We start from the raw sequence: 16897 nt of genomic DNA, 5'->3' as shown, positions 1-16897 counted from the left end.
AGAAGCATCCCAAGAACAGAGGCTGCTCAGGCCATGATTCAGACAACACAAACCTATTCCGACTTAAAGTCGAAGAGAGATGAAGAGAAAGTGTTTAATTTCTTAACTGCCTTCTACACTAACCTGTCAGGTACAAACGACTACAGACATTTAAACCTCGAAGCCACTTCTTTCCGGCTTCAAATGCATAAGCCTTCATCGCCTCCAGACGGCCAACTGCCCGATAAAAACGATTATTCCATTGCATGGTTTTCAGCCACTCATCCGGATCAATTTCCAGTCTTTCAAGAATACGAGGGATATGCGACGGGATGGAATCTTTCTTATCTGTCCTGACAATGCGGCCACTCCAGTCAACCAGTTCCAGATAGTCGTGAAGAAGGTAGGGAAGGGCAACGTCCGTATTCTGGCCCTGCGAACAAAAAGGTTTCAGGGTCAGCGGCTGCTTTTTAGTCTCAGAATGTGTAACCTGCTCCACGCGTTCCTGAATCGACGTGTAGTCTGATTCTTCCGGTGTTTCCACCTTTCCAGCCCGAATCGGATTCAAGTCAACATAGGTCATGCAGGTCAGTAAGGCTGCTTCGTCCAGCAATGCCTGGCTTTTAAAACGACCTTCCCAGAAGCGTCCTTTACACTGGTCTTCTTTGTTGGCCTCACGAGCAAGATGTTCATTCAGGCAGCGCATAAACCAGCTGATATCCGTTAAACGACGCCGGTATTCCTCAGCATATTCATCAATACGGGCCAATTCAGCGCTGCCCAGTTTGTCAGCGGCCAGATGCCTTTGCACCAGAAGTGGACCTCTGAACAAGGTCGTCCAACGATGCAGCACTTCATTCCGTGACCAGCTCCTGGCAGATGACTGATTGATGTGCAAAACCACGTGATAATGATTCGACATGACAGCGTAAGCGCAGACTTCGATAGCAAAGACTGAAACCAACTCCCGGAGTTTATCCACCACCCATTGGCGGCGATGCTCGTAGTTCTTGCCAGTCAGGTGGTTCTCTCCACAGAGGTAAGCCTGACGAACACATCTTGCCATGCAGTGGTAATAAGGCGTTGAGCCGGGGTCAATCAGAGTATTGCGGGCCTGAGCCATGAACTCACCTGTCTGGGTAAAAAATCAGTGATGGGTGAAAAAGTAGACCAGGTTGATGGTAAAAAAAATTTATGGGTGTCTTTTTTTATTTTATTATGGGTGTCTTTTTTTCTCTTTTTTTCTTTATCAGGTCTCTAATGACTCATAAAGCGAGATCAAATTCACGCTGCTCAAAAATTCTTTGGCGATGGCTTCCAGCTTACTGGGTTTGAGCACCAGAGCATTACTGACGTTGAGTGCTTGCCTTAAGTAGGCATCTTTAAACCTGTGCTCACATTCGCGAGAGCTATCAATTTCAGACATCATGGCGTATAGCTCTTTTGGTGAGGATGGAGCATGAGTGCCATAGTTGTCGCTCTCCTGAGTCTCAGACCCTACGCGAGCTTCGGCCCAACAATACATTAAGCTACTGCCTTTCGAGTGTGTTACTCCATACAGGTAATGACAGAAGGCCTGTTGAATCGCTTTCTTGCATTTGTCTTTTAAATGATTCAAAAGTTCTTCGTCCTTTGATGACGAATTAAGGGTCTTTAAGCTAAGGGTGTATTTATCCATGAGTTCATCCCGTTTTTTCTCATATTCCTCTTTTTGAGCCTGAGATTGCGTATTGCCCCCAGCTTCCCTGAATGCTTTGCCCAATGCTTGCAGGTTATGGGCGCATTGATCACGGTTTGCATGATTTTTATTGATTCTTTCCAATGCCGCCTTCAAATCGGGGGTGTTCTTGATTTTTAGTTGAAACAGGGCTTCGATTTTTTCATTACTCACACTGTCTCGCCAGGAAGGTTGCCCCAGGATAATTACCGGACGGTGGTTTGTCTGCCCTGAGATGAACTTCGAAAATGCGGGTTGTTGCGCCAGCATTCGTTCTATATCAGGAACTCCCTCAGGTTGTTCCGTCCAGGCACTTTTTACAGATTGACTGGCAATGTTCTTTTCAAGCAGTCGCGAAAACCCGCCATGACGATGTTCGACGAACATGACATCACCTTCTCTCTCCAGGAAGTCTTTATAAGCTAACTGCCATACCTGGTTATTTTTTTCCCTGGACAAAAGTTCCTGATACCACTTTTTCAGGCAACGGGTGGCTTTAACCTTCAGTGCATCGATATTTTGCAGACGCACCAACAGATCGTGATGTTCATGAGCCCCCACCATATCGGTCGGCAGTGGATCCAGCCAACCCAATGTCAGCGCTTCATGGGCAAGGCGAATAGTCGAACTATTTATACAAGGGAATTTCAGTATATCCACTATTGCACTCAACCACTTTTGTGGGCTTACTCCGGCCTGATCAATCAATTTTGAATGGAGTGACTTGAGTGGTTCAGTGACCTGATCTTCATGCCTGTAGATCAATAATCTTTTTACTGCTTCTGACACAGGTTTAGGGTTATGCCTATCGCCGCGAATAATATGACTGGGAGGCAGATCCTCGTGACCAGTCCAAAGACTATTAATGAGAGATTTATCGTCGTAGTCGAACCAAGGCTTACTATCGGGAAATCCATTCTTGCGATTGGGGTGAGTCTCACTACTGAGCAATTCATGCTTGACATCGCTCAATTCTTTTGTATCCAGCGACTCAATCATTGCGACGCCCAATGAAAAACTGGCTAAATCTTTTCGCCTCCAAAGTTCCTTTAGTACTTCGAGAGTGTCTAGTTGGGATACCGGCAATGTAGTGTCTTGCTCAAGGGCTTTGCTCAATTCCTCAGGGCTCAAACCAATGGCTTGAGCCAGAGCTGCCTTTTGTGCTAAATCAGCATCTTTCAGGATATCCTTGATTTTCTTCGACTGAGTGCCAGAACCACTGACCTGCCTGCGAGGCTGGAACTTGGACAGGATGTTTATATCCCGAGTAGGCGCTCCGCCCAAATCCACTGACTCCCAGGTTTGGCCTCTATCTGCGGAAAACTCTGCAAAGGCATGGGTATAGCTTTCAATTTTCCGACATGGAATCCCAAAATAACGACAAAGAGCAACAAACACAGGCACACGATGACGACAGCGCCCCTGCCGTTGTGTTACCAGGAAGTGAAAGTAATTTTCCGTTTTTTTCGGCTCAGCCTTACCGGAAAACTGTTTACAATAGTCCCTGATCGCCTTAATGCGTTGCTTTGTATTTTTGGCGTCTTTTATGTTCTGCAAAGGTATCTGTACTTCGGTTGGTTGCCCCTTAATGTTATCAAACACTTCCTTCAGTACGCTTCTCATCCCTTCTGAACAGCGGGTGTCAAAACGTGTTGATTGTGCGGGTCGGACTTCTTCAACAGGTGTTTTTTTGCCCGCTTTTCTGGATTCTACGATATAAGCCAATTCAATATTCTGGTTGTCTTTGGCTTCCGGAATAAACAGTGTGTGAAGTCCGGTATATCGATCCCTGAGCAGGGTATATGAAAAACCGGGTTTTATACGCAGGGCCACGATATAGTCTTTAGTCGTCAGGCTGGGCAATTTAAGTTGACCATTCTTTGATGGCCAGGTAAAAGTTGCCAGCGTTTGATCTCTGGCCAATATCACTTCCTGGTCAGGCTCTGGCAACCTTGCAGGTACGAGGACTTCGGCTCCCTGTATGTGTTGATCATTAATACTGATCTGTTTGACATTGCCCTCAGGAGACACATAAACATCCTCTGCCCACAGGCGCATCATTGCGGAAGGAAACTGCGTCGTATCAAAAATTTTATATTCCTTAACGGTTGGCCTTTCCTGGTTCTCATAATTCGTTTTCTGGTCCAATTTCGGAGCCTTTTCCAGGTGGGCCTCTGGAAGGTATTTTTCAGGAGTTTTATCAGCGCTGGCAGCCAACGTTTTGTTAACAGGTTGTGGTTCATGGTTCGTTCTCTGATCCAGTGCCGGAGCCTGTTGCTCCTGAACTTTTGGCATGTTTTGTTCAGGCGCTTTATCAGAGCTGATAGTCGATACTTCATTAACGGGTTGTGGCTCACGGTTCGTTCTCTGATCCAGTGCCGAAGCCTGTTGCTCCTGAATTTTTGGCAAGTTTTGTTCAGGCGCTTTATAAGCGCTAACAGCTGGAGTTTCGTTAATAAAATCGTCTACCAAATGGTTCAGCAGACCACTGATTTGACGCCAGAATGCAGGCCACCATTGAACTTCACCGGCTTCCCATGCTTCTATCCGCTGATCAGCTGTCTGAAGATAAGGCTGGTTAATAGACAATTTCAGCGTTTGTGACTCTTCTTCCGTCAGGGGGAATAGGCTACTGGCGTCCACGCCCGACTGGCCAAACTGACGATCAAACCAGCATTGCTGCCAGTGTCGGTAAAGTGCCCGGGTGAGAATGTCGTCCGACTCGTCCGGCTTCAGGGAAAGACCGGATGCCTGCCATTTTGCCTGAGCTATCCCCTTGATGATTTCCGTTTTGGCTTCCTCCGGAGTCAGTTGGGTCTTAATACGAATTTCATGGTTTTTTTCATCAATACTGTTGCAATCACTTTTTCGTATCAGCCACGGACGACTAATGCCCGATACCGTTTGATTGAACCAACGGCAAAGTCCGGAACTAAATTCACTTTTCTCCATGGCAAGAGCCGGTGACTCGTGCAGTTTCTCCAGTGATATATCGGCGGCCATCAGGTAAAGCCGGTAGTGCTGATTGAGGCATTGATGAACGGCTTTTTCGCTAAAATCGCCTCCTGCGAGGACGGCCCTGGCGACATTTTGTAAATCGAGGCTGGTCGGCTGCAATGGCAGTTTTCTGCCTTGCAGATGAGCCCTTAAAAGACAATGTTTTTCTGTTAGCTTTTTAGCGGCGGATGTCCCTTCTGAGGACTCTGGCAACACTTTCCCGGCGATGGTTTGTAATTCTGCCGGGTTGTATTGCCGGATGGGCAAATGTCGAAAACGCCCTTTCAGCGCCGGTGATAAGGGTTTTCGCCCGCTGTATTCTGGCGGGTTGATGGTGGCGAACAGGTGGAAGCCCGGATGGGCATCACCGGCCAGAATATCGTTTAACTCACCTTCCAGATGTTGGCTGTCGATCAGGTTCATTTCTGAAATCACCACGATGCCGCCTTCCAGTTTTGCTTTCTGGATTACTTCACACAGTTGCTCCCAGGAACAATCACAGGCATTCAGTAGATGGACCTCTGGCATGGGTTCTTGCCTTAGTCTGGCCCGCTGTTTGGCGCTTTCAATCACCAGGTTCAGCGTGGCATCCTTACCCCGTCCGGCCGGGCCTTCAATCAGGGTCGCCTGACGGCCGTCGTGTTTTATCTTGCGATGATAAGCCTGCTGACAGCGACTTAAATCCTGTCCAAGCTGTTGCGCCAGTTCAATGACTGCCGATCCGGAGGTATCAAACTCAGGTCGGTTTTTGTCGGTGTATTCCATGAAGGGCTGCTGTATATCATTCAGGTTCTGTGTACGAACTTTGTCGTTCAGGGTGTTGTCCAGTTGATAACGGGCAGCAAACCAGATTTCCAGTGCCAAAAGGGCATCCTGATGAGTCTCGGTGATTTCAGGACCCAGCACATCCCGAAAACTTTGCCGGATCAGACTGTTCACTTGCTTACAGCTAACACTGTCTCCTTTAGATAATCCACGGTCCAGATACCAGCCCACCCAACTGCAGATATCCGTTAAATCCCTGGGGGTAAACTCATGCTCGGGCAACAGTTCCTGATAGTACCGCCAAAGTGCCATCACACTCTCGGTGGCTTCATGTGCAATCTTGTTGATTTGGTCGTAGTCCTGCAGATGCCGTTGTAGCCGCCTGACCAGAGCCGGTTCCACTACTCTGTCCCGAAGGAAAGCCTGGTCCAGGCGGGGATAGTAAGCCCTGGACAGTTTCTCTTTCAGGGCCGGGTCGAGCTGGCGCCCGGCGTAATGATTCGGGTTACCGGTGAGAATCACCCGGTGTTTTGGGCCGACCTTGACAGGTTGACCGTCTATATAGATACAGGGTTCTGGTTCCCATAAGCCATTCAATGATGCCAGCAACCCTGCTTTGGCCAGGTTGGCTTCATCCAGTACCAGGGTGACATAGTGTCCGTCTTTGTCGGACGGGGTATTGGCCCATTCCATCAGAGCCCGGTTTTGCTGTGCCATAGAACGATCGCCATCGGCGTACTTTTTCCAGTACCAGTGTTTCATCAGGGTCTGTTCGCTGTCGGAAGGTCCAAGGGAAATGACCGCAGCCTGTCCTGAGGCCTTTGCCATTTTGGCGGAAAAGTAGCTTTTCCCGGTGCCGGTTTCTCCCTCAAGGAATAGAACGGGAGAGTCCGTAAGCCGGTCATGGAGCCGGGATAATCGACGGATTTCACGATCCTCCTGACTCATCTCGCCGTGATAAAGATCCTGGGCCAGTGCTGACAATGGCCTATAAGCAAAACCCGGCTGTAGCGAATCGGACAGTCGATTTTCTATGCGTTCAATGCGTTCTGCGGGATTCTCTGTGACATATTCTCCTCTGGCAATGTGGAAACAATCGATGGCCAGGGCGTGAATGGCATCGGATCGGGTCTGCCCCGGTAGTAAAGGTAAGTGCCAGCCGCAAGCCAGTGCATCTTGCAAACGTTTAATCTGCCTTGCTGGCCTGATGGCCAACGATTGCCAGGGCTTTGCTGCCGCCGGACTTATTTCCAACTGATACGCTATGGCATCTCGTTGATGTTCGGGCACATGGGCCAGAATTATGGCAGAGAGCCTGTCGAGAACGTCTGCTTCACTCCACTCTGGAAATGGACTTTTATAGGACAGTCGTAATTCGTTACCTTTAAATACTGCCGGGTCAAAGGCTCTGGCCAGTGACCACAGGTTCTGTTCCACAAACACTCTATTCAATGGCAGGGCACTGTTGATGATGGCGTTTAACCGATCCGGGTCTACCGAGGCGGTTTGATCCTTATCCGGTTTCTCATCAGCATCCGGCATCTTATCCGGTAACAACTGCCAGCAGGCCACTTTCATAAAATCACGCACGGACTGATGCTGGCGGGTGCCATGGGTGACGACGCTATCGATGGCCTTGCGCCAGTGGCGAGGTAAAAGCTGTGAGGCATGGTCAACCTGCTGTGCTCGTTGGGCTGCCAGTATCAGGTTATTCAACAACCCTTTGGTCATTTCAGGCAAAGGGTTACAAAGGCCGCAAGGGACGGTTTCAAACGCTTGGTAAAGTTGCTTAAGCGCTTGTTCTGGCAGTTCAGTCCGAGAGATACCATGCTTGTGGGCATTGATATCCCAGAGATCGACCTCGGGACACGGCTTACCCGCAGCAACCAGCGAACGAAATACTGGCGATGGGCTTATCGCAGACTCAGGCCAGAGCAGGGTGACATGAGCCCGGGGGTAGGCCTGTAATTGGCCATTGACCAGCAGAGGCTGCCCCATCATCAGAGGTTCCAACAGCTGCGCCAGGGATGGATTTTGTTCGAGCCCCAGGAATGCCACTGGCTTGCCAGCAATTAATGCCTTCTGCAAGTTACTCTGGCGTCGTTCAAAATACGCCTTTTGTTCTGAGGTGATATAGAGATTATCAAATAGCTGACTTAAGCAAGTCTGTTCATTGACCCGGATGACCAGAGGTGCTCCCCGGTGATCATTGATCCATTGGCTTGCCTCGGCATGTTGCCGATAAGTGACTGCTTCAAAGGCATCATGATTTTTGATTTTTTTCTGTTGCTGTTGGCTCCCGGACCAAGGGCGCTCATCTTGTTCTGTCAATCCCAGGGCTTTCGGCTGCTGTTTCCAGTGGGCTACCTCAAGTCCGGGCTTCAGGCCGGTGGTCGCGCGAATAGTCGCCAATGAGCCCAGTAAACGAAACCAGAGTGCCTCAGTGAGGGGAGAGGTTACGGTGACGACACCACCCGCTCGAACCTGTTCCAACAGACAGGTGTTAGGTACTGCATAGCCTTCCGGGGCAATGGCAATGGGGTTCAGCCATTGGGCAATATTACTCTGGTTAATAATGATCGGTTTTCCTGGTGCGTTCTCTCTATTGTCATCTTCTTTGGCGCCTTCTCTGATACGAGAGTGGGACAGACTTTGGAACAGTGAATGAAGCTCGTCATTTCCTACCGGCATTTGATAAAACTGAACATCGTCGGGTAACGGACAGATCTTGCCATTGCTTTCAAAACACTTTTTCGCCAGCATCTGCCGAATCGTCTGTTCAAAGGCCAGATCACGGCAGTTGGCCCCTTTCAGAATCACCCGTTGTCCAGCTTTCAAACACTCAAGCCTGCCGGGGATGTGCCGGATTCGCCCCTCTTGATCCACTCCGGGACCGCCCAGGAGCAACTGTCGCCAGTGACCGTGTAAATGACAGTCAATTAAAACGGTATTGTCGTCTTCCATAGCACTTTCGGCAGAGGGGAGTTCAGTCAATACCGGAGGAACTTTATCGATATCCATCGATGGATCATTGCCGGTCTGTGCCTTGAACTGCCAGGTATTTCCCGGACGATTAATTCGCCGCCAGAAATCGGCACCCGGAGCGCCGGCCGCCGATGCGCCGTCAAGCCTGCCAACCGACCTCAACTGTTCAGGGTCTGCCAGGACCAATAGAGAAACATGCCCGCCAAGGGGGTGTTTTTTCTGGCTGATTTTGTCGTACAGACAGGGGGTATCCGGGTCCAGTAAATCGTTGAATTTGGGCAGTTCTTCGTTGGTGAGCTGTCGGATATCCATCACCAGAGTGAATGGCTGTGAACCTTCAAACAGCTTGCCCGAGCGCAAAGTATGACGACCCTCTTCGGAAATGCTCAGCCGACTCACCAGGTTAGCCTGTGAGAGGTCATCGGGGTGGGAAATAACAGTAACATCTTCATTACAGGTTATGGCAGTCAAAAGCTGCCGAACTTCATCATCACTGGCGACAAAACGAAAATCGAAGGAATGAGTCGCCTTTGGCAGCGAGGAATCCGTTAAAGAAACGGTTCTGACTTTGTCAGGCACCGTCTCCAAAGATGGCGATCTTTTTAGTTTGGACCTTACTTCAGAGCAGCTTCTTACAGTCTTCTCTTGTTCTGATAATAAATCCAGCTTTGCTCTCTTGGCTGCCACGCCATGCCCGCCATGATCAAGAAGGTTAGGATCCAGAGCGTGTTTTTTTGTACCTTCATCAATCTGACCATCCATAGTCAATCTCCTTACTGCGATCTGAAGAACCAAGTTGAAGTTGTTATATAATTTGACCTTAAGATTAAACGTAAGTTCCATTTAAATAGAGAGCCGCAACCATGGCAGATGCGACGGCCTCACCTGATTCAGTACAGCCGAACAGCAGGCTGGGCAACCCTATAGAGGGGTAACAGTCAAAATCGAACTTTAATCCCATCCTAAGGTCAAACAATCAATCAGTTTCAATACAGTTCTTCAAAAGACATCAGGAAGGGAGATTGACCATGGATGGTGGAATAAGGGAAATAAACAAATCGGTTTTTGATAGTGGCTCTGATACTGGCGTACCATCCAAGAAACCAAAGCTGGAATTATCAGCAAATGATGTCGGGATCTGCTCTGATGTCATGGCCAAACTCAATGTATCATCACCTCAGATTCAGTCACCTGACACGGCAAGAACCGTATCCTCAACGGATTCCTCATTCTGCAAGACCTCTCATGCCTTCGATTTTCGTTTTGTCACCAATGATGATGACGTTCGTCGGCTTTTAGTGGCCCGGACCTGCGATGAACATCGGGATGTCACCCTTATTTCCCATCCCGATGACCTCTCACAGGCTAACCTGGTGAGCCGTTTGAGCATTTCCGACGAGGGTCGCCACACCCTTTATCCGGGCAAACTGTTTGAAGGTTCGCAGCCACTCACCCTGGTGATCGATATCCGAAAGCTCACCAGCGAGGATCTGCCCAAATTTAACGACCTGCTGGACCCGGATAACCCCTGTCTGTACGACAGAGTCAGCAAGGAGAAGCGCCCCCTGGGCGAGCATGTTGCTCTGCTGGTGCTGGCAGACCCTGAACAGTTGAGGTCGGTTGGCAGGCTTGACGACGCACCGGGGGCTGACTTCTGGCGGCGAATTAATCGACCGGACAATACCTGGCAGTTGGACGCAAAAACCGGCAATGACCCATCGTTGGAGATCAACGAGGTTCCACCGCTACTGGCTGAACTCCCCTCTGCCGAAACTGCCATGGACGACAATACCTTTCTAATTAACTGCCACTTGCACAATCACTGGCGACAGTTGCTGCTGGGCGGCCCCGGTGTGGATAAACAGGGGCGAATCCGGCATATCCCCGGCAGGCTTGAGTCATTGAGGAGCGGACAGCGGGTGATTCTGAAAGGGGCCGACTGGGGAGACCTGGCCTTTGAACAGACCATTCGACAGATGCTGGCGCACCAGTGCTTTGAGAGTAATGGGGAGATCTGTCCATTACCCGACGATGTTCAGTTTTATCAGATGCCGGTTGGCGATGACGAGCTTTATTCACTGTTCCAAAACCTGTCACACTCTCATGAAAAAAACTGTGAAAAAGAACTTGATAAAAAGCACGCACCTCAAAACCCGATCATCATTAACCGGAATAATATCAGGGACTGGCTGAGCCCCATTGCCATTCACCCGGAAGGCATTGCAGTTCCCAATAGCAGCCTGCTGGAACAGGTTCGGGCTGGTGGTGCAGTTACCGTCACCTCTCCCCTGACTGAGGCTCTCTGGTTTCGTTTGCTGGGTTCATTAAAGACGATTCGCGAAACAACCGGCGAAGAGCCGCTGCTTCAGGTAGTTCATTCAAAACGTCAGCCGAAAGCTCTGGGATTGGCAGAAAATAATGAGCAGCCTCTGTCTTACCTGCAGGAAAAAATGAGGGCTCGCTCCGCCTTTAATACCTTTACCTATCAGCAAGCTGCCCAGGCCAGTCACTGGCTCAATAATCATCCGGAAGCCCCTCTGGTGATTCGGGTCAATGAACAGACCAGTTTCAGCCAGCTATTTGATAATATCCATATCAGCTCGGAACAAAAGGCCTATTTCGGACGCCGTCAGAGTAAATTGCAGGAGGCATTGACCGCTGGCCAGCCAGTGGTATTGCGGGGGCTGGAAACCAATCCAATTCTTCAGCAGCTTCTGGAGCCTCTGGTTGCTGGCCAACCTCTGTTGGTCAATGGGCAGTTACAGGCTTATCCACAAGCTCATGTCACAATGCTCTGGCCTGAGTCTGTAAAAAGTCCATCTTCAATATTTCGTTCGATGGTTGCCAAGGGTAAGCCCTGTCCTGAGGTGGATCTCTGGGAGATCAATGCCGTCAAGCATAAAATCTCCCGGGCTGAGCTGCCAGAACAGGCGCTTAATAAACTTTACCAGGCGTTTGAAACCGTACCTGCTGACCTTTGTAACCCGCTACCAGAAATGACCGAAGGGTTGTTGCATAACCTGATACTGGCTGCCCGGCGGGCACAGCAGGTTGACCAGTCCTTACAGCTTTTACCCCGCCACTGGCGCAAGGCCATCGATAGCATCCTCACCCATGGCACCCGGCAGAACCCATCAGTACGGGATTTTATGAAAGTGGCCTGCTGGCACTTGTTACCGGATAAAACGCCAGATGAGGATCAAACGGCTTCGGTGGACCCGGATCGTTTAAATGCCATCATCAACAGTTCCCGGCGGTTGGATAGAAAGTTTGTCAGGCAGAACCTTTGGCAACTGGCCAGAGCCTTTGATCAGGCAGTATTTAAAGGCATCGAATTACAACTGGCCTATGAACATCCATTTCCAGCATGGGGCGAAGAAAACGTTCTCGACAGGCTCTGTGCCATGATCGTAGCCCATGCACATGAAGAAAAACGGGAGGCTATAGCGTATCAGTTGACAGCCGATCCGACGGCAACAAAGCCCTGGCAATCCTTAGCCATCAGGCCATCAAGACAGATTAAACGTTTGCAAGATGCACTGGCTTCTGGCTGGCAGTTATTTTCGCTACCAGAGCAGACCGCCCGATCCGATGCCATTCACGCCCTGGCCACCGATTGTTTTCACATTGCCAGAAGAGAATATGTTGCAGAAAATTCTGACTCAGAACGCATTGAACGCATAGAAAATCGACTGTCTGAATCAATGAAATCTCAGGGTTCCGCTGATCAGTCTCTGTCAGCACTGGCCCATGATCTTTATCATGGCAAGATGGGTCAGGAGGATCGTGAAAGCCGTCGATTATCCCGACTCCATGGCCGACTTAAGGACTCTCCCGTTATCTTCCTGCAGGGGGAAACCGGCACCGGGAAAAGTTACTTTTCAGCGAAGCTGGCAAAGGCTTCAGGGCAGGCTTCGTTGCTATCCCTGGGACCTTCCGACAGCGAACAAACCCTGATGAAACGCTGGCAGTGGCAACAACACGCCGATGGCGACCGCTTTATGGTGCAGCAAAACCGGGCGTTGATGGAATGGGCCAATACCGAATCCGACAAAGACGCTGAATACATTAGTTTGGTTCTGGATGAAGCCAACCTGGCCCAAGCCGGATTGCTGGCATCATTGAACGGTTTATGGGAACCGCAACCCTGCATCTATGTGAATGGTCATCCTGCCAAGGTCAGCCCAAAACACCGGGTGATTCTCACCGGTAACCCCGATCATTACGCCGGGCGCCAAATGGACCCGGCACTGAAAGAGAAACTGCCGACAGCTTACTACCCTCGCCTGGACCAGGCATTCCTTCGGGACAGAGTGGTGGAACCAGCTCTCGTCAAGCATTTACAACGGCACCTGCTGGAGCATCAAATAAACGACATTGCACACAGAGCCAGCAACAGCTTGATGGCGCTCTGGCAATATTATCAGGAACTCTTGTCCGACCATGAGTTTACCCCCAGGGATTTAACGGATATCTGCAGTTGGGTGGGCTGGTATCTGGATCGAGCCCTGCCCGCTCGCGGCAGTGTGACCTGTGAGCAAATAAACAGTTTGATCCAACACAGTTTTCGGGATGTACTGGGACCGGAAATCACCGAAACTCATCAGGATGCCCTGTCAGCACTGGAAATCTGGTTTGCTGCCCGTTACCAACCGGAGAACACCCTGAGCAACAGAGTACGTAACAAGACCCTGTCAGATATTCAGCAGACCTTCTGTACAGTTACCAGAGAATTCCGACCAGACTTTGATACCTCCGGATCGGCAGTCTGTGAGCTGGTGCAATGGCTTGGACAGGATTTAAGCCGCTGTCAGCAGGCTTATCATCTCAACAGAAAACACGGCGGTCGTCAGGCGACACTGATTGAAGGCCCGGCGGGACGGGGCAAGGATGCCACGCTGAACCTGGTAATTGAAAGTGTCAGACAGGAGGCCAGACGACGGGGAGAGTCTATGCCGAAAGTCTTTTACCTGAATGCCTGCGATTGTTCCTGGGACAAAGTGTGCGAAAAGATACAGACGGCAAAAATTGAAGGCGGCATCGTGGTGATTTCGGAAATGAACCTGATCGACAGCCAGCATCTGGAAGGTGAGTTAAACGATATTCTGGCCGGTGACGCCCATCCGGGTTTTCACCTGTTTGCCACCATCAACCCGCCTGAGTACAGCGGGCGAAAACCCTTATCACCGGCACTGAAAGGGCGTTTTCGGCATTTGCCGATCCGGCAGTATAACCCGGCAGAATTGCAGGCCATTGCTGAGAAAGTGTTGCCACAGGAACCGCGGGGAAAAATCGCGGCTAAATGGTTGACTGAGAAACATTGTCGTCTAAGAGCTTACCTGCAACGGAGAAAACTGCCGTTGCAACCAACCAGCCTTGATCTACAGAATGTCACCAGAGCGGTTAACAGAGGGGGGGATTTTAGCGATAAAGCACTCCATCAATACCTCAATCAGCACTACCGGCTTTATCTGATGGCCGCCAACATCTCTCTGGAGGAACTGCCAAAATCATCGGCTCTTGCCATAGGCAAAGGATCGCTTGATCCTGAGCTGAGCGAATGGTTCTACCAAACGGTATCGGGCGTTGATCGTCCCTGGTTGATACGACAAAGTGACCTCAACAGCATTAATGAAAAGCGCCATGAAATTCGTATTAATACCCTTCTGGATAAAGAGGACGCAAAAACAGAACTTATCAAGAGGGTGGCCCAGACCAGATGGCAGGCATCCGGTCTTTCCCTGAAGCCGCGTGAGTCGGACGATATTTTCACACAGGCACTTTACAGACACTGGCAGCAATGCTGGTTCGCTTGTGTGTTTGACCTTACGAACGTGGACGCTAATAGCGTATTTCCCCTGACGAAAGAGCAGGCGCAAACGCTGAAAATGCCGACTTACCAGCGTCATTTTCAGGAGGCCGATAAGCAGATACAGGTATGGAATGCCCATGACGTTGAATGCTGGCCCGCATTTTGGCATCAGATCAGTGATCTGCCGAACCGTTGGGTAAACGATTTTATTAACAAAGCATCCGCTATTAGCGGTGACGACGCTCCTGAACCATACGACCCGGAAGTCGAGGAACAAAAAGCCCCGGCATTGGACCGAAGCACGAACTATGAGGATAAGGAGATAACAAAGGTTGAATATTGTAAAATTTTTGATTCGCTGCATCACCCTAAGATGTATCGCTGGGAGGCATGGGATATTCGTGTCACTGCCAGGGGTGAAATCAAAGAGATCAATCTTGATGGTAAGCACCTTCTGGGAGTCGAAACCCTCACACCTGGGCGGTTGCCAGGGAATGACAGGAAAGTGACATTAACCAGAAATCAAACGCTGGCAACCCTTGAGATATCACCAAAGAACGGTCAATGTCCATTGCCCAGCCTGACGGCCAGTGACTCTATCGTGGCCCTGCATATAGAACCCTGTTTACCATTTAAACTGATCAGGGACCAGTATACCGGGCTTCATACACTGTTTATTCCTCTGGCCGCAGTCGGCCAGAGTTTTCAATGTACTTATGTCGTAGAACCCGCAAAGCCGAGCGGTAAAACGGGTGCTAAAAAAGCCCTTTTTGACGTCCAGTGTTCAGAAGGCATGAAGTCCGTACTGAAGGAGCTGTTTGATAACATCAACGAACAACCCGCCGAAATACAGGCACCGTTGCACACAATAATAAACGCTAAAGACGTCAGGCAACGAATTAGCGCAATCACGGAATACTGCAAACAGTTCTCCGGTGCAGCTAAACCGGAAGAGAGTGAAAATTTCTTTCGATTCCTGGTAACAAAGCGGCAAGGTAGCTGTCGTCATCGTGCGCCTGTTTTTGTTGCTTTTTGTCGCTATTTCGGGATTCCCAGTCGGCAAATAGAGAGCCTCACGCACGTCTTTGCCGAGTATTCCGTGGATGGAGGCCAATCCTGGGAGTCAGTGGATTTGGGCGGGGCGCCCGTGGAGGCAACAGTAATTATACCTCGCTACAGGAAGCTCAATGATTGGAGCATTAAATCAGAGAAGCTTAAGGATCTCCTGAAAAGTGCTGATTTAGCCCAACAGCAAGCTCTGGCCAGGGCCCTTGAGATGAACCTTGAGGAACTGAAAAAATCCCTTGAGACAAATCGTGCATTACCGCAAGCCAATCTGACTGTTTCCGAAATGGTAAGTAAACTTTTTAAGCAAAAAGATTTAGCCGGTTTTTCCATGGGCGTGTTAATGGTGGAGTCGTTGGATACAGAAGAATTAGGCGCTGACGAGAAAGCATTGGCCTGTTCCGGGTCTGAAAACTTATTTACCAGAAGTCAGATGTGGGAAGCAGTAAAAGCAATATTGTCCAACAATGATGGAGATCAGGTCACTGAATCACTCAAATCATTACACTCAAAAATGATTGTTCAGAGCGGAGTGAGCCCACACCAATGGCTGAGGTCAATGCTGAATATATTGAATACCAACTTAACCGGACCTTCGGTTATTCGCTTTGCCCGTGAAGCCATGGTATCGGGTTGGCTGGACCCACTGCCGAACGATAAGAATTATTCTCATCTGGATTCTGATCTTCATCGGCTATTGGTGCATCTGAAAGGCATCGATGAACTGAAAGTTGAAGCCGCCCATTGCCTGAAAAAGTGGTATCAGGCGTTCTTGTCCAGGGAAAAAAACAGCCAGTCATGGCAATTCTTTTATAAAAGCTTACAAGAGAAAAGAAGTGATACCGCTACCCTTTTCATCACTCACGGTCATGAAGGGTTTTCGTCATTCCTTGAAGGTAAAATTGCCAACTCCTCTTTAGAGACGCACTGGACGAATGAACCTGAGGGCATTCCGAATATAGAACGAATGCTGGTACACAACCCTGCATTTGCGCAGTTCATTTCCGGCAAGGCAAACCATCGTCCGGTGATTATCATAGGAAAACCTGAGTGGTACAACAACGTGATCCATTACAAGGTCGAAGCTCTTCTTAAACAAAAAGTTAATAAACGCCCAGACTTGCAGCCGCTAGAGAAGGAAACACCTATGGATAATTTAAACAAGTGCAGGCAAGCGATTCAGCAGGCCTTCAGTCATTATCTGTATGAATTAACGCACTCGAAAGGCGGTAGTTTAACGTATTGCTGGATCAATGCTTTCAAATGGGGGACCCTGGACAGAGGCAACCATGGCGCTCACGATCCCTCTTCACCGGGAGAGCTCTACACCATGATGTCAGAAATAGATGCCAATTCCCTCATACATGAATGTATTGAGGTTACCTACCTGAAGCAGGCATTCAACGCCACTAACGCTCTGATACTCCAATCCAATGAGCTGACAAAAATTGCCGAAGAGTTTTTAAACAGCATGAATTTAAATTCGCTCTGTGACGCATTTGATATCTGAATGATTCCCGGCTTCACTCCCGTCATTCCCGCAAAGGAGGCTGGACAACCCTACAGAGGGGTAACCG

Annotated in this window: 3 protein-coding genes; 1 reads left to right on the top strand and 2 read right to left on the bottom strand. The window is 49.5% G+C overall.

Annotated features, from left to right (window positions below):
* Positions 1-118: 118 nt before the first annotated feature.
* A complete protein-coding gene (locus ACOJUN_RS04230; RefSeq protein ID WP_422135425.1) occupies positions 119-1102 on the bottom strand; it encodes a transposase in 984 nt (327 codons plus the stop codon).
* 126 nt (positions 1103-1228) lie between these two features.
* Positions 1229-9205: an AAA family ATPase gene (locus ACOJUN_RS04225; RefSeq protein WP_422135424.1), complete on the bottom strand. Its 7977-nt coding sequence runs from the start codon at positions 9203-9205 to the stop codon at positions 1229-1231.
* Positions 9206-9471: 266 nt separating this feature from the next.
* Here ACOJUN_RS04225 and ACOJUN_RS04220 point away from each other — a divergent pair, with 266 nt between their 5' ends.
* Positions 9472-16830 carry an AAA family ATPase gene (locus tag ACOJUN_RS04220; RefSeq protein ID WP_422135423.1) on the top strand — a complete coding sequence of 2453 codons (7359 nt, stop codon included), beginning with the start codon at positions 9472-9474 and terminating at the stop codon, positions 16828-16830.
* The last annotated feature ends 67 nt before the right edge of the window (positions 16831-16897 follow it).

Source organism: Endozoicomonas sp. ALD040 (genome assembly GCF_049275945.1).
Classification (GTDB): domain Bacteria; phylum Pseudomonadota; class Gammaproteobacteria; order Pseudomonadales; family Endozoicomonadaceae; genus Endozoicomonas_A.
The sequence above is the reverse complement of the archived record's forward strand: the minus strand, read 5'-3'. Positions and strand labels throughout refer to the sequence as shown.

What these genes read in the sequence shown, in the direction of transcription:
- ACOJUN_RS04220 (WP_422135423.1), top strand. Translation starts at nt 9,472, where the DNA reads ATGGATGGTGGAATAAGGGAAATAAACAAATCGGTTTTTGATAGTGGC.
- ACOJUN_RS04230 (WP_422135425.1), bottom strand. Translation starts at nt 1,102, where the DNA reads ATGGCTCAGGCCCGCAATACTCTGATTGACCCCGGCTCAACGCCTTAT.
- ACOJUN_RS04225 (WP_422135424.1), bottom strand. Translation starts at nt 9,205, where the DNA reads ATGGATGGTCAGATTGATGAAGGTACAAAAAAACACGCTCTGGATCCT.